The organism is Nocardia sp. CDC160 (assembly GCF_035818795.1).
Lineage (GTDB): Bacteria > Actinomycetota > Actinomycetes > Mycobacteriales > Mycobacteriaceae > Nocardia.
This window is the reverse complement of sequence record NZ_JAYKYT010000001.1, coordinates 915,390-939,439: the sequence shown is the minus strand read 5'-3', so window position 1 is coordinate 939,439 and position 24,050 is coordinate 915,390. Positions and strand designations below refer to the sequence as shown.

At 68.7% G+C, this 24,050-nt stretch carries 23 protein-coding genes and 1 riboswitch; of the genes, 14 read left to right on the top strand and 9 right to left on the bottom strand.

The genetic code is table 11. The features are described from left to right. Positions 1–7 precede the first annotated feature (7 nt). Entirely contained in the window at positions 8–634 is a 627-nt protein-coding gene (locus tag VMT40_RS04170) for a hypothetical protein (RefSeq protein WP_326356618.1), read from the bottom strand. 127 nt (positions 635–761) lie between these two features. On the opposite strand from VMT40_RS04170, the gene VMT40_RS04165 reads away from it, so the two are divergent. Next, on the top strand, positions 762–1,211 hold the full coding sequence (locus VMT40_RS04165; RefSeq protein ID WP_326356617.1) for a DUF2752 domain-containing protein: 450 nt from the start codon (positions 762–764) through the stop codon (positions 1,209–1,211). Between the two features lie 18 nt (positions 1,212–1,229). Further along, the gene (locus tag VMT40_RS04160; protein ID WP_326310005.1) at positions 1,230–1,418 is read left to right on the top strand and encodes a hypothetical protein; all 189 of its coding nucleotides are present in this window, start codon (positions 1,230–1,232) and stop codon (positions 1,416–1,418) included. 14 nt (positions 1,419–1,432) lie between these two features. Here the strand turns inward: VMT40_RS04160 and VMT40_RS04155 are convergent, their stop codons facing one another. Next, a complete protein-coding gene (locus VMT40_RS04155; RefSeq protein WP_326356616.1) occupies positions 1,433–2,746 on the bottom strand; it encodes an aminotransferase class V-fold PLP-dependent enzyme in 1,314 nt (437 codons plus the stop codon). Positions 2,747–2,814: 68 nt separating this feature from the next. Next, positions 2,815–2,928: riboswitch (SAM riboswitch) on the bottom strand. A 63-nt stretch (positions 2,929–2,991) separates the two neighbouring features. Continuing rightward, positions 2,992–3,843: an SAM-dependent methyltransferase gene (locus VMT40_RS04150; RefSeq protein WP_326356615.1), complete on the bottom strand. Its 852-nt coding sequence runs from the start codon at positions 3,841–3,843 to the stop codon at positions 2,992–2,994. A gap of 208 nt (positions 3,844–4,051) precedes the next feature. Between VMT40_RS04150 and VMT40_RS04145 the strand changes: the two genes are divergently transcribed. After that, on the top strand, positions 4,052–4,711 hold the full coding sequence (locus VMT40_RS04145; RefSeq protein ID WP_326356614.1) for a biliverdin-producing heme oxygenase: 660 nt from the start codon (positions 4,052–4,054) through the stop codon (positions 4,709–4,711). A 108-nt stretch (positions 4,712–4,819) separates the two neighbouring features. Continuing rightward, the gene (locus VMT40_RS04140; RefSeq protein WP_326356613.1) at positions 4,820–5,455 is read left to right on the top strand and encodes a LysE family translocator; all 636 of its coding nucleotides are present in this window, start codon (positions 4,820–4,822) and stop codon (positions 5,453–5,455) included. A 24-nt stretch (positions 5,456–5,479) separates the two neighbouring features. Here VMT40_RS04140 and VMT40_RS04135 read toward each other — a convergent pair whose 3' ends face one another. Genes VMT40_RS04135 through VMT40_RS04125 form a run of 3 tightly spaced genes read right to left on the bottom strand, consistent with a single transcriptional unit; the run spans position 5,480 to position 6,910 of the window. Continuing rightward, complete coding sequence (locus VMT40_RS04135) at positions 5,480–6,028, bottom strand: flavin reductase family protein (RefSeq protein WP_326356612.1); 549 nt, start codon at positions 6,026–6,028, stop codon at positions 5,480–5,482. A 53-nt stretch (positions 6,029–6,081) separates the two neighbouring features. After that, on the bottom strand, positions 6,082–6,555 hold the full coding sequence (locus VMT40_RS04130) for a YbaK/EbsC family protein (RefSeq protein WP_326309999.1): 474 nt from the start codon (positions 6,553–6,555) through the stop codon (positions 6,082–6,084). A 40-nt stretch (positions 6,556–6,595) separates the two neighbouring features. Beyond that, on the bottom strand, positions 6,596–6,910 hold the full coding sequence (locus tag VMT40_RS04125; RefSeq protein ID WP_326356611.1) for a 2-oxo-4-hydroxy-4-carboxy-5-ureidoimidazoline decarboxylase: 315 nt from the start codon (positions 6,908–6,910) through the stop codon (positions 6,596–6,598). Between the two features lie 151 nt (positions 6,911–7,061). Between VMT40_RS04125 and VMT40_RS04120 the strand changes: the two genes are divergently transcribed. Both VMT40_RS04120 and VMT40_RS04115 read left to right on the top strand, forming a co-directional pair. Beyond that, positions 7,062–7,883: a crotonase/enoyl-CoA hydratase family protein gene (locus VMT40_RS04120; protein ID WP_326356610.1), complete on the top strand. Its 822-nt coding sequence runs from the start codon at positions 7,062–7,064 to the stop codon at positions 7,881–7,883. Positions 7,884–7,965: 82 nt separating this feature from the next. Continuing rightward, a complete protein-coding gene (locus tag VMT40_RS04115; RefSeq protein WP_326356609.1) occupies positions 7,966–9,621 on the top strand; it encodes an MDR family MFS transporter in 1,656 nt (551 codons plus the stop codon). Positions 9,622–9,666: 45 nt separating this feature from the next. Here the strand turns inward: VMT40_RS04115 and ppa are convergent, their stop codons facing one another. Beyond that, positions 9,667–10,158 (bottom strand): inorganic diphosphatase, encoded by a 492-nt coding sequence (ppa, locus tag VMT40_RS04110; RefSeq protein WP_326356608.1) that lies wholly within the window; start codon positions 10,156–10,158, stop codon positions 9,667–9,669. Positions 10,159–10,325: 167 nt separating this feature from the next. Between ppa and dacB the strand changes: the two genes are divergently transcribed. The 5 genes from dacB (at position 10,326) to VMT40_RS04085 (ending at position 15,943) form a co-directional block, all read left to right on the top strand. Beyond that, complete coding sequence (gene dacB, locus VMT40_RS04105; protein WP_326356607.1) at positions 10,326–11,792, top strand: D-alanyl-D-alanine carboxypeptidase/D-alanyl-D-alanine endopeptidase; 1,467 nt, start codon at positions 10,326–10,328, stop codon at positions 11,790–11,792. Between the two features lie 13 nt (positions 11,793–11,805). After that, complete coding sequence (locus tag VMT40_RS04100; RefSeq protein WP_326356606.1) at positions 11,806–12,909, top strand: zinc-dependent metalloprotease; 1,104 nt, start codon at positions 11,806–11,808, stop codon at positions 12,907–12,909. 161 nt (positions 12,910–13,070) lie between these two features. Continuing rightward, the gene (gene tilS / locus VMT40_RS04095) at positions 13,071–14,012 is read left to right on the top strand and encodes a tRNA lysidine(34) synthetase TilS (RefSeq protein ID WP_326357187.1); all 942 of its coding nucleotides are present in this window, start codon (positions 13,071–13,073) and stop codon (positions 14,010–14,012) included. A gap of 59 nt (positions 14,013–14,071) precedes the next feature. Then, positions 14,072–14,626, top strand: a complete 555-nt coding sequence (gene hpt / locus VMT40_RS04090; RefSeq protein WP_326309993.1) for a hypoxanthine phosphoribosyltransferase — start codon at positions 14,072–14,074, stop codon at positions 14,624–14,626. A 429-nt stretch (positions 14,627–15,055) separates the two neighbouring features. Next, a complete protein-coding gene (locus tag VMT40_RS04085) occupies positions 15,056–15,943 on the top strand; it encodes a LysR family transcriptional regulator (protein WP_326356605.1) in 888 nt (295 codons plus the stop codon). A 179-nt stretch (positions 15,944–16,122) separates the two neighbouring features. Here VMT40_RS04085 and VMT40_RS04080 read toward each other — a convergent pair whose 3' ends face one another. After that, the gene (locus VMT40_RS04080; RefSeq protein WP_326356604.1) at positions 16,123–17,577 is read right to left on the bottom strand and encodes an amidase; all 1,455 of its coding nucleotides are present in this window, start codon (positions 17,575–17,577) and stop codon (positions 16,123–16,125) included. Between the two features lie 143 nt (positions 17,578–17,720). Here VMT40_RS04080 and VMT40_RS04075 point away from each other — a divergent pair, with 143 nt between their 5' ends. From VMT40_RS04075 to VMT40_RS04065, 3 genes are read left to right on the top strand one after another with little or no spacing between them, the layout of a single operon-like run. Beyond that, complete coding sequence (locus VMT40_RS04075; RefSeq protein WP_326356603.1) at positions 17,721–20,261, top strand: serine/threonine-protein kinase; 2,541 nt, start codon at positions 17,721–17,723, stop codon at positions 20,259–20,261. Beyond that, complete coding sequence (locus tag VMT40_RS04070) at positions 20,258–22,447, top strand: protein kinase domain-containing protein (protein ID WP_326356602.1); 2,190 nt, start codon at positions 20,258–20,260, stop codon at positions 22,445–22,447. The genes VMT40_RS04075 and VMT40_RS04070 overlap by 4 nt, the downstream gene beginning before the upstream one ends. A 19-nt stretch (positions 22,448–22,466) precedes the next feature. Beyond that, complete coding sequence (locus VMT40_RS04065; protein WP_326356601.1) at positions 22,467–23,153, top strand: nucleoside/nucleotide kinase family protein; 687 nt, start codon at positions 22,467–22,469, stop codon at positions 23,151–23,153. Positions 23,154–23,165: 12 nt separating this feature from the next. On the opposite strand, the gene VMT40_RS04060 is transcribed toward VMT40_RS04065, so the two are convergent. Further along, complete coding sequence (locus tag VMT40_RS04060; RefSeq protein WP_326356600.1) at positions 23,166–24,047, bottom strand: PfkB family carbohydrate kinase; 882 nt, start codon at positions 24,045–24,047, stop codon at positions 23,166–23,168. Positions 24,048–24,050: the final 3 nt, after the last annotated feature.

Sequence of the window (24,050 nt, the reverse complement as noted above, 5' to 3'; positions counted from 1 at the left end):
AGTTGGATTACCGCTGCTGCTGGGGATAATTCGGCGGTGCGGGCTGTGGATAACCCTGCTGCGGTTGGTATCCCTGCTGTTGGTATCCGCCCTGCTGGGCCGGGTAGCCCTGCGGCGCATACGGATTCGGCGGCTGCGCGCCGTAGCCCGGTTGATTCGGCACGGGGTAACGAGGCTGGGATTGTGGGGCCGGGTAGTTCGGCTGTGGCGCGGGAGCGTAGCCGGGAGCGGGATGCCCGTGGGAGGGAACGGTATTCGCCGAGGGCGGGTAGGTCGGCGGCGCGGCGTAACCCGGGACAGCCGCACCGCTCGGCGGCGGCAGGTAGCCCCGGTCGGGCGCGCCGGTCGGGGGCGGTAGGAAGCCCTGCGGGGCCGGGTAGCCCTGGGCGGGGGTATTGGCGTCGTACGGGCTCGGGGCCGGGGTATACACCGGCGCGGTGGTGGTCGCGGTCTCGCTCTTCTTCTTGAGGGCGAAGTACGCGCCCACCGCGATGAGCAGAACCACCGCCAGGCCGATGAGGCCGAACAGGTGGCCGATGACGCGAATGCCGACCTTGATGACAATGATCAGGACGATGGCGCCGACCACGGCGAGCGCGCCGCGAATCTTGCTGCCACCTGAGTTCTGTGACATGAGTGGACTTCCCCCGAACTCGAAAATGATTGTCGGGGCAGCATACCCAAGCGCGCTCGAGCCCCGCGGGGTGCGAAGTCGGGAGTGATCTGGCAGGTCGGCGGCGGCGCGGCTACCGTTGGTGGTCGTGGATACCACGGCAGCAGCAATCGAATCGCCCGCGCGCCCGCGGTGGCTCGGCGTCGGGCTACCGCTGCTGGCCGGTGGGGCCGTGGCCGGTGGGCTGGCGCTGCTGCACTTCCGGGATCCGCACGTGTCCGGCACCTACGGGTACTGCCCCTTCTACGAGCTCACCGGGTACTGGTGCCCCGGCTGCGGCGGGCTGCGGGGGCTGCACAATCTCACCGATGGCCGGATTCTCGACGCCATTCACAGCAATGTGCTGTTGCTGCCATTGACGCTCGGCTTCCTCGCCTGGTGGGGCACCTGGCTGGTGCGCGGCTGGCGCGGTAATCCGACACCGCCGCGACTACCCCAGATCCTGCCCAAATACGCGCTGTGGCTCGCGCTCGCCTTCCTCATTGTCTTCACCATTGTGCGGAACACGCCGTGGGGGAGCTGGATTGCGCCTGTTTAACCGGGGCATGCTCTGCGTATGAGCGATTCACTGCGGGACCGCGTGCGCGAGAAGATGGTGCGGCAACTCGAGGAGGACGGGCCGCCCGATCCCGAGCAGGGCGACACCCGGCAGGTCTCGGTGCAGGACGATCTCGACCTGCTGGACGCGGTGGCGGATGACGATCCGGTGATCGAGGAGCTCGCGGCCCGATACCTCGTGCCGTAGTTCGGAATCCGCGCTCAGAATCCGCAGGGCGCCGCGCCGGTCGACGAGTCGCCGAACGGTCGGGTCTCCGGGACCGGGTTCCAATGTCCCTCGGTGCGCGCGTAATTCCAGGTCGGGCCGTTCTCGACCAGCGTGGCAATGGCCTCGATGAGGCGGTCCACGTCGGCGGCGGTGGTGCCGAGGCCAATGCTGGCGCGCAGGGCGGCGTCCACGCCGAGGCGAGACAGCAGCGGGTGGGCGCAGAAGCGGCCGTCGCGCACGCCGATGCCGTGCTCGGCCGAAAGGTAGGCGGCGACCTGGCCGGGCTCGAAACCGTCGATGGTGAACGCGACAATGCCGACGGCGTCGGTGCTGTCGCGCCAGACACGCAGGAAGTTCACGCCCGGAACGGTTTTCAGGCCGTAGCGCAGGCGGTGGGTGAGGTACTGCTCGTGCTCGATGACCGTGGTCTCGTCCAGGTCGGCGAGGGCGTCGCAGGCCGCGGCCAATGCGGCCACGCCCAGGACGTTCGGCGAACCGGCCTCGTGCCGCTGCGGGGCCGGGGCCCACTCGACGCCCTCGGTGGAGACCGAGCGCACCGCGCCGCCACCCGCCAGGTAGGGCTCGGCCGCGTCGAGCCAGTCGCGGCGGCCGACCAGCACGCCCGTACCGAAGGGGGCGTAGGCCTTGTGGCCGGAGAAGGCCAGATAGTCGATGCCCGCGGTCCGCAGGTCGATGCGGCGGTGCGGGGCCAGCTGCGCGGCATCCACGAGAATGCGGGTGCCGCACTGGTGCGCGATCCAGGCCAGCCGCTCCAGCGGCAGTAGTTCACCGGTCACATTGGACGCGCCCGTAACCGCCAGCAGCGCGGCCGGTTTCGAACAGAGCTCGGCGACCAGGCGCTGAATGGTCTCCTCGATGGTGTCGGCGACCGGCACCACTCGGCGGCCGTGCCGGGTCCAGGGCAGGAAGTTGGCGTGGTGCTCCACGTCCAGCACCACGGTGTCGCCGGGCACGCAGGAGGCCAGCAGGTTCAGCGAGTCGGTGGTGTTGCGGGTGAAGACCACGACCTGGTCGTCGGCCGCGTTCAGGAAGCGGGCGACCGAACCGCGCGCCGACTCGTAGCAGTCGGTGGAGACGCGGGAGGCGTAGCCCGCGCCGCGGTGCACGCTGGCGTAGAACGGCAGCAGCTCGGCGACGCGGTCGGTGACCTGCCGCAGCGCGGGGGCGCTGGCGGCGTAGTCGAAGTTGGCGTAGGTGGTGGTCCCGCCCTGGACCAGCGGAACCTGGAGGTCACAGCCGGACACGGTGGCGAGCGGGGCACAGGTCTGGTCGGCGAATGCGGTCATCACGAAACTCCATCGGGTTCATGGACACGCGATCGGAGGTGTCTGCTTCGAGACGGATATCGATCGAGAGTCCGCGCTTGCCGTACCCGGTCGGGCTACGGCCCGGTCGTCACCCGGAGCACCCCACCGCGGAGGAGGGTTGCCGACCAGCTAGCCGGGGCTTGACGCTGGTACTCATGACCTGATTGCAGAGATTGGCAGACGATTCCCGGCCTTGTCAACCCCGCCCGCCGGGCTCGTCGGGCTCAGATCTTGGTCGCGGTGACGCAGCGTTCGAGGTCCGGCACGCCTTCCGCACCCCGGCCGAGTGGCTCGAGAAACCGGTCGACGTACTCCCGCCCGCCCACCTGTTCCAGCTCCCGCCACCCGTACTCGGCGAGCAGGCCCGGAACGTCCGCGGGCAGCAATCCGAATCGCCAAATACCTTTTCCCGCAACGAATCTCCGATACGCGCGCTCGCACCCCTCGAGATTCGTGCCGTCGAGAAAATCCTGTCGGACATAGCTGAAGACCAGTCGGCTCCCCGCGGGCGCGGCGGCGAGGGTCTCCAACGTCGAGCGCACCGCCTTCTCGGTCAGGTACTGGGTAACCCCTTCCCACAGGAAAAGCGTTGTCGCCTCGCCCCGGTAACCACGCTCGGCGAGAGTCGTCGCGAGATCCTGTGTCTCGAAATCGATCGCCACCTGAACAACGCTGTCCGGCAGCGTTATTCGCCGCCGCTTCAGCTCGATGTTCACCGGCAGATCCACCTCGAAGGCCGGAATCCCGGCCGCCGCCACCAGCCGCGTGGCTCGAGTGTCGAGCCCCGCACCGAGCACCACCACCGCCCCGACCCCCGCCCGCACGGCCGCATCGGTCTGCTCATCGAAATACCGCTTCCGACAAGCCAAGCTGTCCCACAGCCCGGGCCCTTCCCGCTCCATGACCTTGCGTAACCAGCCTCGGGTGGTTCGGTTGCGTACCAGCGGTCGCAGTCCGAGTGGCAGCACGCGGATCGCCAGGTCGTCGGTCAGCAATCGGTTCCCGGAGGGCTCGGCGCTCTCCGTGGCGGCGATGAGCATCGGGATCAGTGGGGTATCGGCGGCTCGAGTGGCCATGGGACCACTGTTCCAGGCGGTCGGCGGAGCGTCGACGGGATCGATGCGGTGTGACGAAGGGCACGTCCGGAATAGAAAAATCGTCCGAAAGTTGGAGGGGGTGGGGCGGGAAGTTCGAATCGCGTGATGGTTGCTGGGGCGTATGGTCGAAGTGAAGTTAGGGTAGCCAAAGTGGGGTGCCCCGGAGTTGATCACGAGGAGCTCGACCATGTTGGATACCGGCACCCCGTTCTCGACGCTCATTCGCACCGCGACCGAGCAGCAGCACAACGAGGCGGAGCACTCCACGTTCATGCGTGACCTGCTGACCGGGCAACTCGGGGTCGAGGCGTTCTACCGGTACACCTCGCAGCTGTGGTTCGTGTACGCCGCGCTCGAAAAGCGTTCCGAGGCCTTGGCTTCCGATCCGGTCGCGGGTCCCTTCGTGAAACCGGAGCTGGCCCGGCTGGCCTCGCTCGAAGCCGATCTGGCCCACCTGGGCGGCGAGAACTGGCGCGACGAGCTGACCGCGCTGCCCGCCACCGCCGCCTACGCCGCGCGCGTCGAGGAGTGCGCGAGCGAGTGGCCCGCCGGATACGTCGTGCACCACTACACCCGCTACCTGGGCGATCTCTCGGGCGGACAGGTCATTCGCGGCACCGCCGAGAAGCTGTGGAACCTGCCCAAGAAGGGCGACGGGGTGCGCTTCTACGTGTTCGAGGAGATCGGCAATCCGGCCGCGTTCAAGCGCGAGTACCGCGAGAGCCTGGATCGCCTTCCGCTCGAGGGGTCGGAAGTCGATCGCGTGCTCGACGAGGCACGGCTGGCGTTCACGATGAACACCGACGTGTTCCGTGAACTGGGTGCGGAGTTCAGCGCGCGGAACTGAACCCACCCGTACCGCTGACCTGGCCGTCGGGGGCGGGTCAGCGGTGTCGGGGGCGGTCGGCGGTATTGCCCTTGCGTGCGTTCGCGGTGATGGGTTGCCATGGAGGGTATGAGTTTTCCGCTGCTGTTGAGCTTCGTGGGTTTGTGCGTGCTGTTGGCGCTCACCCCCGGTCCGGACACCTTTCTGGTGCTGCGGTTTTCGATGAACGGATCGCGACCCGGGGTCGCGGCGGCGATGGGGTCGGCGTTCGGTGGGATCGTGTGGGCGACCGTGGTCGCGGCGGGGGTGGCGGCGCTGCTGGAGCAGTCGGCCACCGCGTATCGCACGCTCAAGGTGATCGGCGGAATCTACCTGGTGTACTTGGGGATTCGGGCGCTGCTCGAGCATCGGCGCGGGCGGGAACAGGACACCGAGGCGGCGGATGTCGCGGTGGCCGAAGGGAAGCCGGTCTCGGTTCGCTCAGCGTTCGCTGCGGGATTGCTCTCGTGCACCTTCAATCCGAAGGTCGGCTTGTTCTACCTCGCGGTGCTGCCGCAGTTCCTCACCCACGTGACCTTCGTGAACACGCTAACGCTCGGCGCGATCGAATCCACCGTCGCCGCAATCGAAATGATCGTGCTGGCGGTCGCGGCCGCGCGGGCGGTGGCGCTGCTGAAGCGGCCGCGAATCCGGGCCCGGCTCGAACAGGTCAGTGCCGCGATTCTCGCCGCGCTGGGCATCGGCACCGCGGCCTCCGCCGCATAGGCCTCCAGCCTCGGCGGCCTAGGCTCAGTCCGCGATCTCGGCGCGGTGGTACGCGCCGTTGTAATACACCAGCGGGCCGACGGCGGGGGAGCTCTCGGTATTGTCGTGCACCTGGGTGACCAGGCCGATGACGAGCGTGTGATCGCCGATCGGAATCAACTGGTGGACCGTCGCGCGCACCCAGATCGGGGTGCCGTGCAGCACCGGTTCACCGGTCCCCAGGCTGGTCCAGAGCGACCGGTCGCTGAAGCGCTCCTCGGCGGATCGACTGAATCGCTGCGCCAGATGCTTCTGATGTTCCCCCAGAAAATGCACCACCAGCGATTCGGCCCGCACCATCGCCTCGATGCTCGACGAGGTCTCGGCGATATTGAACGAGATGAGCGGCGGCTGCGCCGAGAGCGAGGCGAACGAGGTCGCGGTGAAACCCACCGGACCGTCCGCGGAGTTCAGGGTGACGATGGTGACGCCCGCCGGATAGTGCCGCATGGCGGCGCGATACTGCTGCGCGGTTATCCCGCTCAGGTCGTCGGGCACGTGTAGCTCGGTGCCGGGCGTCGGTGAATCACTCACGTCACGAACCTACGTGCTGGGCCGCCCGGTTATTCCGCCGTGTAAGAAATCGCTCAGTCCACGTCGATGGCCAGCCCCGCGGTGATCCGCACCAATTCCCCGAAGGTCGTGCGGAACAGCGTGTTCGGATGCCCGCCCGCCGCCCACAGCTCCTGATGCTGCGACAGCGCGTTGTCGATGTAGGTGGGCAGATTGGTCGGATGCCCGAGCGGCGCGACGCCCCCGATGGGCTGGCCGGTCACCTCGCGCACCATAGCCGCGGGTGCGCGGGTGAGGGTGCCCTCGAGTCGCTCGCCGGTGCGGTCCAGGTTGACCTGGTGCGCGCCGGAGACCAACAGCAGCACGGGATCGTCGTCGAGCAGGAAGACCAGCGATTTGGTGATGGCCCCGACGGTCACGCCGAGGGCATCGGCCGCTTCCTGCGCGGTATGGGTGGGCGTGGGCTGGGTGATGATCACCCCGTGATGTCCGCGCGCGATCAAGGTGTCGGAGACCCTCGAGGCGACGGGTGGCAGCGACCGGCGCATGGCAACCAGGGTAGAGCGATTGCGGTGGATGTGCGGGGGATCAGTATTCGGGATAGCCCTCCTCCGGGCCCAGCAACTCCAGCAGGCGGGCGCGGACGAGGGGATTCACCCCCTCGACGGTGTGCTCCGAAACCCGCTCGCGCGCACAGGAATCGAAGACCCGTTCCAGGTCCACCGCGGACAGCGCGTGCAGCTCCGCGGCGGCGGCCGTGAGCAGCGCGGCATGACCCGGGTACGGGCGGCCGTCGGCGATCTTCTGCGCCCAGGTGACATTGCAGCAGCAGGCGTAGAGGGCGTGAATCGCGCGCAGGCGAGACAGGGAATTGAACCGGTCCAGGCCGATTCCGTGATGCATCGACACCGTGACCTCACAAACGGGAGGAGCAGAATGTGCGGACCCGATAAGCGTGACGCGGGATCCGGCCGAAAACACTGGGACGCAGCAGAATTAGCACAGCGTTTACACCGGGCTGCCGGGCCGCCCGCACCCCCGATACGCTGGACCGATGACCGAATGGAAGGCTTTCGACGTCGAAAGCAAGGACCACATCGCCCGGGTGACGCTCACCGGTCCCGGCAAGGGCAATGCCATGGGCCCCGATTTCTGGCGCGAGCTGCCGCTCATCTTCGGCGAACTCGACGCCGACGCGGACATCCGCGCCATCGTGCTCACCGGATCGGGCAAGCACTTCTCCTACGGCCTGGACCTGCCCGCCATGAGCCCGCTGTTCGGGCCGCTGCTCGCCGACAAGGCCCTGGCCGCGCCCCGCACCGACTTCCTCAAGCACGTGCGCGCCATGCAGGACTCGGTCACCGCGGTGGCGGACTGCACCAAGCCGGTCATCGCGGCCATCTCCGGCTGGTGCATCGGCGGCGGTCTGGACCTGATCGCGGCCGCGGACATCCGGCTGGCCAGCGCCGACGCCAAGTTCAGCCTGCGCGAGGCCAAGGTCGCCATTGTCGCGGACATCGGCTCGCTGCATCGGCTGCCGGGCATCATCGGCGAGGGCCACGTGCGCGAACTCGCCTACACCGGCAAGGACATCGACGCCGCGCGGGCCGAGAAGATCGGTCTGGTCAATGACGTGTTCGCGGATCAGGACGCCGTGCTCGAGGCCGCTTACGCCATGGCGCAGGAGATCGCGGTCAATCCGCCACTGGTCGTGCAGGGCATCAAGGATGTGCTGGATCAGCCCAAGCGCGGGAAGATCGCCGACGGGTTGCGATACGTCTCCACATGGAATGCAGCGTTCCTGCCCTCCGAGGATCTCACCGAGGCGATAACGGCCGTCTTCGAGAAGCGCCCGCCGGAATTCAAAGGGAAATAACCCCTTCGGGTAGGTCCCAGAAAAAGGATTACGTACCTCCGGTTCCCGGCCTATCGTTGGGCGGGGAGCTGGAGGTTTGGCCATGGCTACATCCGATGTGGGGGAATCGACCGAGACCGGTGGATTCAGTCATCGCGAAGTATTGGTGATACTCAGCGGGCTACTGCTGGGAATCCTGCTCGCGGCGCTCGATCAGACCATTGTGTCGACGGCCATTCGCACGATCGCCGATGACCTGAACGGCTATTCGCTGCAGGCCTGGGCCACCACGGCGTACCTGATCACCGCGACATTGGCCACGCCGCTCTACGGCAAGCTCTCGGATATGTACGGGCGCAAGCCCTTCTACCTGGCGTCGATCTCGATCTTCCTGGCCGGTTCGCTGCTGTGCACGTTCTCGCAGTCGATGTACGAACTGGCCGCGTTCCGGGCGATCCAGGGGCTCGGCGCGGGCGGGCTGATGTCGCTGGCCCTGACCATCGTCGGGGATATCGTGAGCCCGCGTGAAAGGTCCAGGTACCAAGGCTATTTCCTGGCGGTGTTCGGCACTTCCAGCGTGATCGGGCCGGTGCTGGGCGGCCTGTTCGCCGGGCAGCACAGCATTCTCGGCATCGCGGGCTGGCGCTGGGTGTTCCTGGTGAACGTGCCCATCGGACTGTTCACGCTGGTGGTGGTGACGCGCGTGCTGCATCTGCCGCCGGTGCAGAAATCCCGTGACCGCGTGGACTATTGGGGAGCGATCATCCTGGCGCTGGCCATCACCCCGCTGCTGATCGTGGCCGAACAGGGTCGCCAATGGGGCTGGGACAGCGCGAGATCGGTGTCCTGCTTCGTCATCGCCGCGGTCGGCGTGATCGCGTTCGTGCTGGTGGAGGCCTCACTGGGGGATGCTGCGCTGATCCCGCTGCGCATCTTCACCAATCGGACCTTCGCCCTCGGCGTGGTCATCTCGTTCGTGGTCGGCGCGGGCATGTTCGGCGGAATCCTGCTGCTGCCACAGTATTTGCAGGCGGACCGGGGCGCGAGCCCGATGCTGGGCGGCCTGCAGATGATTCCCATGGTGCTGGGGATGATGATCGGCTCGGTGGTGTCGGGGCAATTGATCTCGCGCACCGGGCATTACCGGATCTACACGCTGCTGGGTTCGGCCATGATCACGATCGGGCTGTTCCTGCTGCACTACCTGAAGGCCGATACCGCGTTCTGGATCGTGGTGCTGTTCATGCTCTGCGTGGGCTTCGGTCTCGGCAATCTCATGCAGCCGCTCATCGTGGCGCTGCAGAATGCGTTGCCGCCCAAGGACATGGGCGTCTCCACGGCCGCCGCCACCTTCTTCCGCCAGATCGGCGGCACGCTCGGCGCGGCGGTGTTCCTGTCGATCCTGTTCGATCGGCTCGGGCCCAATATTCGATCGCAGCTGCTGGCGGCGGGTCGGGATCCGGCCTTCCAGAAGGCCGTCATCGACGGCGCCCACGATGGCAATCCGGCGGATATGGCCCTGTCCCAAGGCTTTTTGAACCACGACACCTCGGCCGCGCAGGGCGTCCTGAACGACAGTTCGGTGATCCAGAAGCTCAATCCGGTGCTCGCGCACCCGTTCAAGGTCGGATTCGCCGACTCGCTCTCGACGGTCTTCTTGACCACGTCCGCGGTCACGCTGCTGGCGTTCGTGCTCGTGCTGTTCTGGCGCGAAGTGCCGCTGCGCACCACGGCCGGACTGGCCACCGCGGCCGAATAGAGCGAAGGGCGGCACGGATTCCGTGCCGCCCTCGAGCCCACGGGCTCAGTGCGAGCCCTGCTCCTTCAGGCGCGCGTACGCCTCCTCGACCAGCTTCTCGGCCTTCTCGCGGCCCTCCCAGCCCTCGACCTTGACCCACTTGCCGGGCTCCAGGTCCTTGTAGCGCTCGAAGAAGTGCGCGATCTCCTTGCGCTGGAACTCCGGGATGTCCTCGACGTCCTGGATGTGATCCCAGCGCTTGTCCTTGTTGGGGACCGCGACCAGCTTCTCGTCGGTACCGGCCTCATCGCTCATGATGAGCACGCCGACCGGACGGGCCTCGACCAGCACACCCGGGAACACCGGCTCGGGCAGCAGCACCATGCAGTCCAGCGGGTCGCCGTCGCCGCCGAGGGTGTTCTCGATGTAGCCGTAGTCGGCCGGGTACATCATCGGGGTGTAGAGGTAGCGGTCCAGCCGCACGCGTCCGGTCTCGTGATCGACCTCGTACTTGTTGCGCTGACCCCGGGGGATCTCGATGGTGACGTCGAACTCCACGTCATCTCCTTCTGTGGGCGGTAGGGCTGCCGACTCGCCAGCTCGTTCGGGGGAACGACTGCGCAACGAGGATAGTGTGGACCGCGAGTGTGTGGGTTCGGCAGGGACGTCCCGGGGCCCGAGCAGTAGCCATAGCCCCACCACAGGTATCAGGGAGACAGCGGCAGGTGTTTGGTCGGAGCAAGCAGAACATCGGTGGTCTGGAGGCCAAGCGTCGGCGCAGAACCTGGATCCTGGTGTCGTTGGTGCTGGTCATGGTGTTGGTGGCGGCCGGATCGGTGGCCTTGATCCTGAAGCCGTGGACCGAGGAATTCCAGCACGGGGGCTTGACGATCGCCGCCCCGCCGCCAGCGGTGAAGCCGGTTCCCCAGGTCGCGCCCGCGCCGGTGACCGCGCCCGCGGCCACCACCGCCGGTCTGGCCGCCGCGCTCGCCCCGGTGGTGGGCAATCCGGATCTGGGCATTTTCGCGGCCTCGGTGTCCGACGGCGACACCGGCAAGGTGCTGTGGACCCAGGATGCCGACAAGGGCATGATCCCGTCCTCCACCGCCAAGATCCTGACCACCGCGGCCGCCCTGCTGACCCTGCCCGACGACCACCGGGTCACCACCAAGGTGGTGACCGGCTCGGCTCCCGGCGAGATCGTGCTGGTCGGCGGCGGTGACCCGACCATCACCGCGCAGCCCGACGGCAAGGGCTACTACCCGGACGCGCCGAAGCTGCAGGACCTGGTCGCGCAGATCAAGGCCTCGGGGCAGCGGGTGGATTCGATCGCGGTGGACACCTCCGCCTACACCGGGCCGAATTTCGCGCCCGGCTGGGAGACCTCCGATATCGCGGGCGGATCCATCGCCCCGATGGATCCGGTCATGATCGACGGCGGACGACTCGACCCGCTGGTCGAATATTCGCCCCGCACCGCCACTCCCGCGCTGGACGCGGGCAAGAAGCTGGCCACCGAACTCGGCGTCGATCCCGCGAAGGTGAAGCTGGGCAACGCGCCCGCGGGCGCGACCCAGCTGGCGGCCGTGCAGTCCGCGCCGCTGCGCGAACGCATGCTGCAGGCCATGGTGCACTCGGACAATGTGCTGGCCGAGGCCATCGGGCGCGAGGTGGCGGTGGCGGTCGGACAGGAGGCCTCCTTCACCGGCGCGGTGACCGCCATGACGACCGTGCTGCAGGCCGCCGGATTCGACCTGAACGGCCTGAAAATGTCGGACAACAGCGGGCTTTCGACCGAGGACCACATTCCGCCGCGCCTGCTCAACCGGGTGCTGACCGTGGCCGCGCTGCCCGCCGGGGCCGCCGTGTCGGACAATTCGACCGCCGACCCGGCCTCGGACAAGGACAAGTCCGCCGGGTCCCCGCTGGCCCCGCTGCTGGACTATCTGCCGGTCGCGGGCGGCACCGGTTCGCTGGCGAACCGATATGTCGACCGGGATCGCGACGGGGCGGGTTGGATCCGGGCCAAAACAGGAACTCTGTCCGTATCGAGTGCGTTGGTCGGGTATGTGCTGGACCGCGACGGACGGGTCCTGACGTTCGCCCTCATGTCGAACGATCGCCCGCCGGAGGTGAGCCGACCCGCGTTGGACGCCGTCGCCAACGCACTGCGCAACTGTGGCTGCTCCTGACGGGTGGATGACAATGACCGGATCCGAGAACCCTTCGGCCCCCGCTGAATTCGAAGGCCGCGAGCCGAGCAAGCGAACCCGCACCAATCTGACCGGCGTGGTGGATTGGAATGTGGCCGCCCGCACCGGCTCCGCGTTGGTCCCCGCCGGGCCGCGGACCTCGCGCTATTCCGCCGAGCAGGCCGTCGCCGAACTCGCCTCGGCCTCCGTGCGGGCCGAGGGTCCGGTGCGCGAGGTCAGTGGGCTGGACGACGGATCGGTGGTGCCGGACGCGCGGATCGTGGATCGGCCCGGCTGGATCCGGGCCGCCGCCGACTCCATGTCGCAGCTCACCGGCAGTGGCGTGGAGCCCGGGGGCGCGGGCAAATTCGTTGGCAAACCGGCCGGTTTGCAGGCCGGGGCCATGCTGGCGTTCCTGTCCACCGCCATCCTCGGGCAGTACGACCCGTTCACCGGACCCGACGGCACCCTGCTGCTGGTCGCGCCCAACATCATGGCGGTGGAACGCGCACTCGCCGTGCCGCCCAGCGACTTCCGGCTCTGGGTGTGCCTGCACGAAGTCACCCACCGCGTCCAATTCTCTTCCGCCCCTTGGATCGCCGACTACATGCGCGGCAATGTCGAGGTGCTCGGCGAGGCCGGGGACGAACCGCTCGCCGATATGCTGGCCCGCCTGGCGGAGGCGGTGCAGGCGCGCCGCCGCGGCGAGGAGGACCCGGCCGCGGGCGGGGTCATCGGCCTGCTGCGCGCCACCCAGGCCGCACCCCAGCGCGAGGCCCTGGACCGGCTGCTCATGCTCGGCACCCTGCTGGAAGGCCACGCCGACCACGTCATGGACGCCGTCGGACCCGCCGTGGTGCCCTCGGTCGCCCGCATTCGCGCCGCCTTCGACCAACGCCGCAAACGCCCCACCAACCCGATCCAGCGACTCCTGCGCGCCCTGCTCGGCATGGACGCCAAGGTGGCGCAGTACGTGCGCGGCAAGGCCTTCGTCGACGCGGTGGTGGACACCGTCGGCATGGATCGCTTCAACGTCATCTGGACCGAACCCGAAACCCTGCCCCGCACAGACGAAATCGGCGAACCGCAGCGCTGGGTGAGCCGCGTCCTGGGCTGACGGCGGGCGGCGTGCGCTCGGCTCGCGGGTGAGACCGATTGCGCCTGCGTGCGATCGAATGCGCCAGCCTGGCCCGGCGCGGTGGTGAGGAGATGCCCGCATGCGACGATCTGGGCGTGAATGATCGGCCCCGGCTGCCCGAGACGCGCGCCGCGCTGGAAATGCGGCGCGCCGTGCGGGAGTGGTTGGACCGCTACGCCCCCGACGGTGTGGTCGCGGTGGCCCTGTCCGGTGGCGCGGATTCCTTGGCGCTGACCGCCGCCGCGTGCGCCGAGGCGGATGCGGTCGACGCGCTGATCGTCGACCACGGATTGCAGGCTGGCTCCGCGGAGGTGGCGGACCGGGCGGCCGCGGTGGCGCTGAAGTTGGGCTGCCGGTCGGCGCAGGTACTCGCGGTGACGGTGGAGCGATCGGGCGGGAATTCCGGCGGCCCGGAAGCCGCGGCGCGCCGGGCTCGTTACGCCGCCCTGGAGGAAGCGCGGCAGGGGCTGCCGGTGCTGCTCGGGCACACGCTCGATGATCAAGCCGAGACCGTGCTGTTGGGATTGGCTCGAGGGTCCGGGGCGCGGTCGATTCAGGGGATGGCGGAATTCGATGAGCCGTGGGGGCGGCCATTGCTCGGGGTGCGGCGGAGCGTGACGCGCGAGCTCTGTGGAGACCTGGGGATGAATCCGTGGGAGGACCCCCACAACAGCGCGCCGGAGTTCACCCGGGTGCGGCTGCGGGCGGAGGTGTTGCCGCTGCTGGAGGAGGTGCTGGGGGGTGGGGTCGCCGCGGCGCTGGTGCGGACGGCGACGCAGCTGCGGGAGGACGGGGAGGTGTTGGATGCGCTCGCCGGAGAGTTGCTGGCCGCCGCGCGGGAGGGCGATGCGCTGCGAATCGAGACGCTCGCCACTGTCGCGCCCGCCCTGCGTCGACGCGTCATTCGCGGGTGGTTGCTCGAACGTGGCGCAAAATCGTTGACCGACAGCAAGTTACGGGCGGTCGAGGCGCTGGTCACACAATGGCGTGGACAGGGCGGTGTCGCGGTCGGCGGTTCACCCGGCGGGACCAGGTTGGTTGCCGCGCGTGAACATGGCACTCTCATACTCAGGTCAGAGTGAACCCGCGCGTGCCGAGGGCGCGGCCGGTTCGACACATCACTGAAGGGATACCAGCGGACGTGTACGGGGACGACATCGCGTCGGTGCTGATCAGCGAGGAGCAGATCGCGGCCAAGGTCGAGGAACTCGCCGAACTGGTCGCCAAGCGCTACCCGGCCGATGCCCCCGAGGGCGACCTGCTGCTGGTGGGCGTGCTCAAGGGCGCGATCTTCTTCATGACCGATCTGGCCAAGAAGCTCACCGTGCCGACGCAGATGGAGTTCATGGCCGTCTCGTCCTACGGCTCGTCCACCTCGTCCTCCGGTGTCGTGCGCATCATGAAGGACCTGGACAAGGACATCGCGGGCCGCAACGTCCTGATCGTCGAGGACATCATCGACTCCGGTCTGACGCTGTCGTGGTTGCTGCGCAACCTGTCCAGCCGCAACCCGGCCTCGCTCGAGGTCGTCACCCTGCTGCGCAAGCCCGACGCGCTGCGCACCCAGGTGGACGTCATGGCCGTCGGCTTCGACATCCCCAACGAGTTCGTGGTCGGCTACGGCCTCGACTACGCCGAGCGCTACCGCGACTTGCCGTACATCGGCACCTTGGATCCGAAGGTGTACGGGGGATAACTCTCATAGCTCTCAGGGGCTTCGCCCCCGAACCCCCAAGGGAGGGCTTTCGGGGCGGTCCCGGACCCCGCATCGAAGCCGTCCCATGATTCGGGGCGGCTTTCCGCGTTGATGTGATGAATGTCACTCGGGGTTGTGGTTTGGGATTTAGGCACTTCGGGTGCCTTGTTGCTGGATGTCCGCAGTGGCATGACGGGCGGGTATGCCCGTTGCGGGCGTGATGTGTGTAACCGCTGGTCAACTGTTTGCTCGGTGTCGGGCGGTGGAGTCCCGTTGAGTGGCCAGAAATTCGCGGATCCGGTTAACGGAATGTTTCACGGGCGTCTTATGCTGTCTGTAACAAACCTGACGGCTGTTTTCTGATCCTGTTGCAAACTTTCGGGTCGGATACGGCTGGAAAATCAAGACCGATTCTGATAGCAAGGGGCTATGGACCCGCATTTGCGCGACCTGCGGTATTTCGTCGCCGTCGCTGAGGAACTGCATTTCACGAACGCCGCCCAGCGGCTGCACATCGCACAACCCACCCTGTCACGGCAGATTCGTCAGCTGGAGCGCCAGCTCGACGTCGTGCTGTTCGACCGCAACCAGCGCAGCGTGGCCCTGACCGTCGCGGGCAAGGAACTCCTCGAGGGCGCGCGGAAGATCCTGGAGCTCTGGGAAGTCACCAATGTCGCCCTGCAGGAGGCCGGTGAGGTGCTGCGCGTCGGCATCCAGTCCTCCATCGGGCGCGGCCTGATCACTGACCTGGAGAGCGCCAGCGGCCATCGGCTCGCCCTGCACTCCGCCTCCTGGACCGACCCGTCCAGCGGGCTGGCCGGACGCCAGGCCGATCTGGCCCTGATGTGGCTGCCGGTTCCCGACACCAGTCGCTACCGCTGGCAGGTGCTGCGCACCGAGCCGCGCTGGGTGCTGCTGCCGGAGAACCACGCGCTGGCCAACCAGGAGAGCATCGACTTCGCCGACCTGATCGACGAGCCGTTCATCGCCATGCCCGCCGAAGCCGGTGCGGCCCGCGACTTCTGGCTCGGCGCGGACGCCCGCGGCGGCCGCTCGGCCAAGATCGGCGCGGAGGCGGCCACCGCCGAGGAGCGCCTGGAGGCCGTGAGCCTGGGCCTGGGCGTGTGCCTGCTGGCCGAGAACAATGTCCCCATGTACCGCTGGCCGGGTCTGACCGCCCGCCCGGTGACCGGTCTCGCCCCGTGCGAGCTCGCGGTGGCCTGGCGCGCCGACGACGACCGCCCGACCATTCTCGAGTTCGCGGCCCGCGTCCTCGAGGGCGGCTTCGCGGAGAAGGAAACGGTCGCCGCGCAGTAGCCGGTATCGCGCTCGATAGCCCGAAGCAGGCTGTCGGCGCACCAACACAATTCACCAGAACGCCCGGGAGGGCGGCGGCAGAGGGTCGGAGGTTGCCGCCACCGCCCGGGCTTTCGCGTTCCCGGGGCGCGCGTGGCTGTTCTTGGGGCTCGCGTGGCTGTTCCCGGGGCGCGCGTGGCCTAGGGCGCCAGGCGCTGCCAGGGATGCGCGGCCTCGATCTGGGCGGCCAGTCGCAGAATGGTGGATTCGCTGCCGGGCGGGCCCGCGATCTGGGCCGCGACCGGCGTGCCCGTGCGCGGGTGAACGCCCATCGGAATCGACAGCGCGGGCCAGCCGACCAGATTCCACACCGGCGTGAACGGCGAGAACTTCACGTTCGCAAGCACATTGGCGAGCCACGGCCGTGAGTGCCAGCGGCGGGCGCGCGGCGCCGGGGTGGCCAGGGTCGGCGTGATCACCACGTCGTAGCGCTCGAAGTAGTCGAGCAGCCGGGCTTCCACGCGATCCACCTGGGACGGCCGCAACAGCCCCGACTTGAGCACCGCCCTACCCAGCGCGACGTGGGTGCGGGTGCGGCGCTGCAGTCGATCCGGATGCGGGACCGTGGCGGCCTCGCGGGCGGCATTGCCCAGCCAGCGCAGCATCAGCGCGAAAGTCGCGCCCTGATAAGGAAGTTCGGCCACACCGACGATGTGGCCCGCCTGCGAGGCGGCCGCGGCGGCCTTGTCGGCGGCGGCGGTCCAGGCCAGATCGACATGGGTCAGCGGCATCGGGGCGCCGGTGGCCAGGCCGATGCGCAGGGTCGGCGGTGTCTCCAGATCGGCCAGATCCGGTCGGTCGGCGAGCACCGAGAGCATGAGCGCGGTGTCCGCGACAGTCGTTGCGAGAACACCGTTTTCGGTCATCCCGCCCCAGGAGTCCACACCCACCTCGGCGGGCACCAGACCGCGGCCGGGCTTGAGCCCGACGACCCCGTTGCAGGCGGCCGGGATGCGCACCGAGCCGAGACCGTCGTTGCCGTGCGCGATGGGCACCATGCCCGAGCCGACGGCCGCCCCGGAACCACCCGACGAACCACCGGCGGAGTAGCGGGTGTTCCAGGGGCTGCGGGTAATGCTGCCCGGACCGTCCGTGACGCCCCAGAGCCCGAACTCGGGGACGGTGGTGAGTCCGACGACCACCGCCCCGGCCGCGCGTAGTCGCCGCACCACCGGATGATCGTCCGCGGCGGGCGTGTCCGAACCCGAGAGCGAACCGCCCCGGGTCACCTCGCCGGAGACGTCGATATTGTTCTTCACCGCGATCGGCACCCCGGCCAGCGGCAGCATGTCCAGATCCTGGCGTTCGGCCACCGCGCGCGCCTCGGCGCGGGCGGCCTCCTCGCGAACCAGGGTGAAGGCGTTCAACTTCCGGTCCCGGCCGCGAATCCGTTCCAGCGCGGCCTCGACGGCCTGTTCCGGGGAGATCGATCCGTTCTGTACGGCCGCGGCGGTGCCGATGGCCGTGGTCAGGTCCACGGGCGGACGGGATTCGGGTGAACTGTCGGAATCGGTCGTGGTGCTCGCCACCGCTACCTCCTCGGTGGTTTCGGCAGTGACGCGATCGGCAGTCAGCGCCGTGCCCTCGTCGTACATGCTCGTCTTCCCCCGTCGCCTCGTGTCGAAATCGGGTGATCCGCTCGTGAGCCGCAAGTTATCATTCCCGCTATCGGTCGGGGATGATGGTGTCGGGTGTGGCGGGTTCTTTGTCCGAATCTGCCGACCAGATGGGTGCGCACATGACTTCTGGTTCCGACCACCGTTCCGGGGGTTACTCGGCCGGAACGGAATTCAGCGCGGTCGCCGCGTTCGCGGCGGCCTGGGACTCCGCTGCCGCGCCCCCGCGCATCGCCGACTACCTGCCCGACGCCAGCACCCTGCGCCGCGGGGCCCTCCTCGAGCTCATTCGGGTCGATATGCGACACCGCTGGCTGCGCAATCCGGGCAGCCCGCCCATCGGGCCGCCGCTGCCGCCCAAGCGGTTGCGCGAATACTGTTCCGAATTCCCCGAACTCACCGCACCGGAGCTCCCGGCCGGGCTGGTCTACGAGGAGTTCGTGATCCGCCGACACAGCGGCGAGCGCGTGGATCCGCGCGACTGCCTGCGCGAATATCCGGATCAGGCGAGCGAATTGCGGGAACTGCTCAATGCCGACGACGAGGATCAGAGCACCCGGCGCACGCAGCTGGAGGAGTCCACGCGCGGCGGCTTCACCCTCGAGCCCCTGGAGCCCTCGACGCGAATGTCGAGCGAGGAGACCATTCATCCGGCCCCGCCGTTCGATCATCCGGCCCCGCCCTTCGATGGCGACACCACGCGGGTGCCGGACGCGGGCGAGCTGACCTTGTTCGACGCGTCGGTGCAGGCGGCTCCCCCCGAACAGACGCGGGTGACCGGTGGCGGCGTGAGTGCGCCGGATACCGGTGAACTGCTCGACCGCATCGAAATCGGCCAGCGCATCGATGATTTCGATCTGCTCACCAGCCTCGGCTCGGGTGCCTTCGCCCGTGTCTTCCTGGCCCGGCAGCGGTCGCTGCAACGACTGGTGGCGGTGAAGATCTCCGCCGACCACGGCACCGAACCGCAGACCCTGGCCCAACTCGACCACGACTACATCGTGCGGGTCTTCGACCAGCGGCTGATGTCGGATCTGCGCACCGAGACCGGGCGGCGGCTGCGCCTGCTCTACATGCAGTTCCTGCCCGGCGGCACCCTGTTGGGCGTGCTGCGCTGGGTGCGGGCCACCCCGGCGGCCGAACGCAGCGGGCGGCTGCTGCTCGACGCGGTGGACGCGGCCATGGAGGAGAAGGGTGAGATCCGGCCCACCGACTCCAGCGTGCGCGCCGAGCTGGCCGGGTTGAGCTGGCCGGAAACCGTTGCGTGGCTGGGTCGTCGGCTGGCGGAGGCGCTGGATTACGCGGACGGGCACGGGGTGCTGCACCGGGATGTGAAGCCCGCGAATGTGCTGCTCACCGCCGAGGCAGTTCCGAAACTGGCTGATTTCAATATCAGTTTCAGCCGGAATCTCGATGGCACCAGCCCGGTCTCGTACTTCGGCGGGTCGCTGTCCTACATGTCGCCCGAACAGCTCGAGGCCTGCCATCCCGGCACCGCCACCAATGCCGCCGATCTGGACACCCGCGCCGACATCTTCTCCCTCGGCGTGGTGCTGTGGGAACTGCTCACCGGCGCGAAACCCTTCGACGACAGCACCGCCGGACCCGGCGACCACGGCGACCGCACCACCCTCGAGGCCATGCTGGACCGGCGGCGCAGCGGCGTCGACACCGCCGCCCTGGACCGGGTGCCGTCGGATTGCCCGGCCGCCCTGCGCCGGGTGCTGCTCACCTGCCTGCGGCCCGACCGCGACCACCGGTGGGCCAGCGGATCGGTGCTGGCCAAGCAACTCGACATGTGCCTGGACGAGCGGGCCCGCGATCTGGTCGACCCGCCCCCGCACAGCTGGCGGATGCGCTTGCGGCCGTGGCTGATTCCACTGGTGACGCTGTTCGTCGCGGTGCCGAACACCCTCGCCTCGCTGTACAACATCGCGCACAACCGGGCCTTCATCATCAGTCACCTGTCCGAATCCGCCATGCGCACCTTCGTGCTCACCACGGCGACGGTGAACCTGGTGTTCTTCCCCCTGGGCACGATCATCATCGCCTACCTGTGCCGGTCGGTGATCCTGGTGCCGCGCGGGCTACGCCGCGGCCGCGACTACGATCCGGACACCCTGCGCCGGGCGCGTGCCGACGTGCTGCTTGCGGGAGAGCGCATTTCGCTGGTGGTGTTCTCCCTGTGGGTGATCGCGGGCCTCACCTTCCCGCTCACGCTGCGACTCACCGCCAGTGATCTGCCGGTGCGCGGCGTCGTGCACTTTCTGGTGTCGCTGGTGGTGTGCGGTGCCATCGCGGTGGCGTACCCGTTCTTCCTGGTGACCTTCTATCTGGTGCGCTGCATCTATCCGATGTACCTGCGGCACGGGGACATCAGCGCCGAGGACGCGGTCTGGCTGCATCGGCTGGGTCGGCGCTGCACCAACTATCTGGCGGTGGCGGCGTCGATCCCGCTGCTGGCGGTGGCGGGCGTGACCTTCCTGCCGCCGGACGACATTCCGCGGGTGATCGTCGCGGTCCGGGTGCTCAGCGTCGGCGGGATCGCGGCGTTCGTGGCCGTCTACATCATGTTCCGGGCACTCGAGGCCGATCTGGCGGCGCTGGAACGGGTGGTGTCACCGGTGCGGCCGGGCCCGAACGGGGCGGGTACCGAATCGTGAGTGAACTACCGGCGCAAGCCCTCGCCCGCTTCGCCGCCGACTGGGAATCCACCCTGCGTGGCGAACGCGAGGAACCGCCGCGGCTGGCCGGATACCTGCCCGACGGGGAGACCGTCCGGCTGGCCGTGCTCACCGATCTGGTGCGGGTGGACATGCGCCAGCGCTGGCGGCGGACCGGGCTGGAGAAGCGGATCACCGAGTACCGCGCGGAATTCCCGGAGGTGGGCGACAGTCCGGGATTCGCGGACCTGGTGTGCGAGGAGTTCCTGGCGCGCAGCCGGTTCCGGCCACTCGACGTGGACAGCTTCACCGACGAATACCCGGAGGTGGCGGGGGAGATCCGCCGCCGCTTCACCGATGCGGGCGCGCGGCCCGCGCCGCCGGTGCTGCCCGAGGGCATCGAGATCGGCCGTCGCCTCGACGATTTCGATCTGCTCACCGATCTCGGCGGCGGTGAGCACCGCCGCATGTTCCTGGCACGGCAGCGGTCCATGCAGCGACTGGTGGCGGTGCGGGTCGAGGCGGGCGCGGACAGCGACACCGAGACCGTCGCCCAGCTCGACCATCAGCACATCGTGCGGGTCTTCGACCAGCGCCTGATCGCCGACGGCAGCACCGGGAAACCCCTGCGGCTGCTGTACATGCAGTACCTGCCGGGCGGCACCGCCGAGGGGGTGCTGGCGTGCCTGCGGGCCGAGACCGGCGCGGTCGACGGTCGACTGTTGTTGCGGGCCATCGATTCCGCGATGGAGGCCAAGGGCGAGAGTCGGCCGTCCGGTTCACGGGTGCGGGCGGAGATCGCCGGGATGAGTTGGCCGGAAACCGTTGCGTGGGTGGGGCGTCGGCTGGCGGAGGCGCTCGAGTACGGCGAGCGACACGGGGTGCTGCATCACGACATCCGGCCGGGCAATGTGCTGTTCACCGCGGAAGGGGTGCCCAAGCTCGCGGATTTCGCGCTGGGGCCGGGGTATTGGGGTGCGGCCAACCCGGTCGGCGCGATCGCAAATCGGGCCGAGGCGCTGCGCTATCGGTCACCGGAAGCCCTCGCCGCAGTGGTGGATCCCGCCGCACCGCTGCCGGATACGCGCGGCGATATCTACTCGCTCGGACTGGTGCTCTGGGAAATGCTCACCGGCACAATCCCCTTCGAGGACGACGCGGATCTGTCCGGAGACGAGGCGGTGACGGCCATGCTGGAGCGTCGCCTCGCGGGACCGCCCGCCGCCGCGCTCGCCGCCCTGCCCGCCGACACCCCCGCCACCCTGCGCCGGGTTCTGCTGGAGTGCCTGCGGCCCGATCCCGTGCGGCGCTGGCAGACCGGGGGACAGCTGGCAGGGCAACTGGACCTGTGCCTGGACGAGCGGGCGCGGGATCTGGTGGACCCGCCGCCGCGCGGTCCTTGGGCGCGACTGCGGGGTTGGCCGGTGCCGATCGCGGCGCTGTGCGTGGGTCTGCCCAATGCCCTGGCCAGTTGGTACAACATTCGAATCAACAAGAGCCTCATCGTGGACGAGCTGTCGGCGGTCGATCAGCATCGCTTCGAGCAGGTGGCGCTGGTGAACAATGTCATCGCGTTTCCGCTGGCCGCGCTGCTGCTGCTGTGGCTGGCCCGCAGACCGCTCACGGTCTCGTACCGGTTGGCGCGCGGACACGAGTACAGTCCCGCCCGGCTGGCCCGTGCCCGCGCCGACACCCTGCTGATCGGGGAGCGGGCGGTGTGGATTCCCTTCGCCATGTGGGTGATCGCCGGTGTCGTCTGGCCGCTGGCGCTCGAGGGCGCGGGAGCGCGCCTGCCGCACCATGCCTTCTGGCACTTCTTCGCCGCCCAGGTGGTGTGCGCGACCATCGCGCTGGCCTACCCGTTCTTCCTGATCACCGTGTATTCGATGCGGTCGCTGTATCCGCAGCTGTTGGCGCGCGGCTCGGTCGGGCCCGCCGATCGGCGGCAGCTGACGGCATTGGCCCGGCGCAGCAATGTGTATCTGGCCGCGGCCGCCTCGGTGCCGCTGCTCGGGGTGGCGACCATGACCTTCGTGTCCACCGCGGACCTGTGGCTGGTCATCGTCCCGCTGCGATGGTTGAGCGTCGGCGGCGTGCTGGCGTTCGTGCTCACCTACGGACTGTTCCGCGTGCTGGAGGCGGACCTGCGGGCGCTCGTGCGCGCCATTCCCGAAGGCGGGCACTGACTCCCCGTAGGGTTGGGGGGTGGCGATACGCGGCAGTGTCGAAACCTCCTTGGCGGAGTTGGCGGCTCGCGTCCGCCGCCGCGCGGACGGGCATTCCGGTCGGTTTCTGCTGGGTATCGCGGGCCCGCCCGGAGCGGGCAAATCGACCCTGGCCCGCGGCATTCGCGATGAACTGAATCTGGCCGCCGGGACCGAGATCGCCGAAGTCGCGCCCATGGACGGCTTCCACCTCACCAATGAGCGCCTGCGCGCCGCCGGAATCCTCGACCGCAAGGGCGAGCCCGACACCTTCGACGCGCCCGGCTACGTCGAGCTCCTGCGCACCGTGCGCGACGCCGCGCCGGGAACGCCCGTGCCCTGGCCCACCTACGATCGCGAACTGCACGAACCCGTCCCGGGCGGAGCGGTTTTCGAGCGCCAGTCCATCGTGGTGACCGAGGGCAACTACCTGCTCCTCGACGACCGCGCCTACCCCGCCTGGGCGGCGGTGCGTCCGCTGCTCGACGAGACCTGGTACCTGGACGTGCCGCGGCCGATCATCGAACAACGGCTGCTGCGCCGCCACATTCGCGGTGGACGCACCCCGGAGGCGGCGAAAACCAAAGTCGCCCACAGTGATCTGCGCAATGCCGCCCTCGTCGAATCCACCCGCACGCGCGCCGATCTGGTGCTGCGCAAGGCGGGGCGTGGCTACCGCATCGACTGAGCGCGTGGCGCTTTACCGGGAGTCGTAGTGGCGCATCCATTCCCGGGTGCCGACGAATCGGCAGGCGAAGGTGGCGACCCGGGCGGCCTGCTCGAGCGCGGACGGGAAATCCGATCCCGACGCGAAGAAATGGCAGAACGCGCCGTGCAGAATGTCGCCCGCGCCGAGGGTGTCGACCACCGCGTCGGCGGAGACCGGGATTTCGCCGCGCCCCTCGGGCGTCGAGTATTTGATCGGTCGGCCGCCACGGGTGATCGCCACCAGCCGCGGACCGGCGGCGTGCAGGAAATCGATCACCTCGTCCAGATCGCCGGATTCCAGCTCCGGTGGCGCGAAACTCTCCGAGCAGATGGCGATCGTGATGTCCGACAGCAGTTTCCGATGCACCTCCTCGCGCCAGCGCCCACCGTCCAGGACCACCGGCACGCCGTCGGGCGCGCATTCGGCGGCCCGAAACGCCAGGTTCGGATAGTGCCCGTCCACCAGCACCACGTCGGATCCGTCCAGGTACCGGGCCTCGTTGGGCGGCTGGGGGTCTCGTTCGGAGCCGTCCATCGACACGATCGTTCGGGATCCGGTGTCGGTGGCGACAATGATGGAGGACACCGGTGGCCGGGCCGGATCCTCGGGAGTCCCGTCCCAGAGTCCGACGCCCTGTTCTGTCAGGTCCGCCCGAATCGGTTGAGCCAGTGCGTGTCCGCCCAGGGCGGTCACCAGCGTGGTGTCGCGGTTCGACAGGAACGCGTGGGTGATGGCGGCATTGGCGGCCGGGCCGCCCGCGCCGACGAACAGCCCGTCGGCCCGAGTCTTGCTGTCCTCGACCGGATATCGGTCGACGGCATAGGAGAGATCGAGTGTCGACAGTCCGACGAACACCGCGCTCGGATTACCCATGCC

Bases quoted from the DNA above. Each gene is read 5' to 3' on its own strand.
- VMT40_RS04075 (WP_326356603.1), top strand. From the start codon at position 17,721: ATGACTTCTGGTTCCGACCACCGTTCCGGGGGTTACTCGGCCGGAACG.
- VMT40_RS04160 (WP_326310005.1), top strand. From the start codon at position 1,230: ATGAGCGATTCACTGCGGGACCGCGTGCGCGAGAAGATGGTGCGGCAA.
- VMT40_RS04170 (WP_326356618.1), bottom strand. From the start codon at position 634: ATGTCACAGAACTCAGGTGGCAGCAAGATTCGCGGCGCGCTCGCCGTG.
- VMT40_RS04085 (WP_326356605.1), top strand. From the start codon at position 15,056: ATGGACCCGCATTTGCGCGACCTGCGGTATTTCGTCGCCGTCGCTGAG.
- VMT40_RS04125 (WP_326356611.1), bottom strand. From the start codon at position 6,910: ATGCATCACGGAATCGGCCTGGACCGGTTCAATTCCCTGTCTCGCCTG.
- VMT40_RS04100 (WP_326356606.1), top strand. From the start codon at position 11,806: ATGACCGGATCCGAGAACCCTTCGGCCCCCGCTGAATTCGAAGGCCGC.
- VMT40_RS04140 (WP_326356613.1), top strand. From the start codon at position 4,820: ATGAGTTTTCCGCTGCTGTTGAGCTTCGTGGGTTTGTGCGTGCTGTTG.
- VMT40_RS04145 (WP_326356614.1), top strand. From the start codon at position 4,052: ATGTTGGATACCGGCACCCCGTTCTCGACGCTCATTCGCACCGCGACC.
- VMT40_RS04060 (WP_326356600.1), bottom strand. From the start codon at position 24,047: ATGGGTAATCCGAGCGCGGTGTTCGTCGGACTGTCGACACTCGATCTC.
- VMT40_RS04120 (WP_326356610.1), top strand. From the start codon at position 7,062: ATGACCGAATGGAAGGCTTTCGACGTCGAAAGCAAGGACCACATCGCC.
- tilS (WP_326357187.1), top strand. From the start codon at position 13,071: ATGCGGCGCGCCGTGCGGGAGTGGTTGGACCGCTACGCCCCCGACGGT.
- VMT40_RS04150 (WP_326356615.1), bottom strand. From the start codon at position 3,843: ATGGCCACTCGAGCCGCCGATACCCCACTGATCCCGATGCTCATCGCC.
- VMT40_RS04130 (WP_326309999.1), bottom strand. From the start codon at position 6,555: ATGCGCCGGTCGCTGCCACCCGTCGCCTCGAGGGTCTCCGACACCTTG.
- VMT40_RS04115 (WP_326356609.1), top strand. From the start codon at position 7,966: ATGGCTACATCCGATGTGGGGGAATCGACCGAGACCGGTGGATTCAGT.
- VMT40_RS04155 (WP_326356616.1), bottom strand. From the start codon at position 2,746: ATGACCGCATTCGCCGACCAGACCTGTGCCCCGCTCGCCACCGTGTCC.
- VMT40_RS04080 (WP_326356604.1), bottom strand. From the start codon at position 17,577: ATGTACGACGAGGGCACGGCGCTGACTGCCGATCGCGTCACTGCCGAA.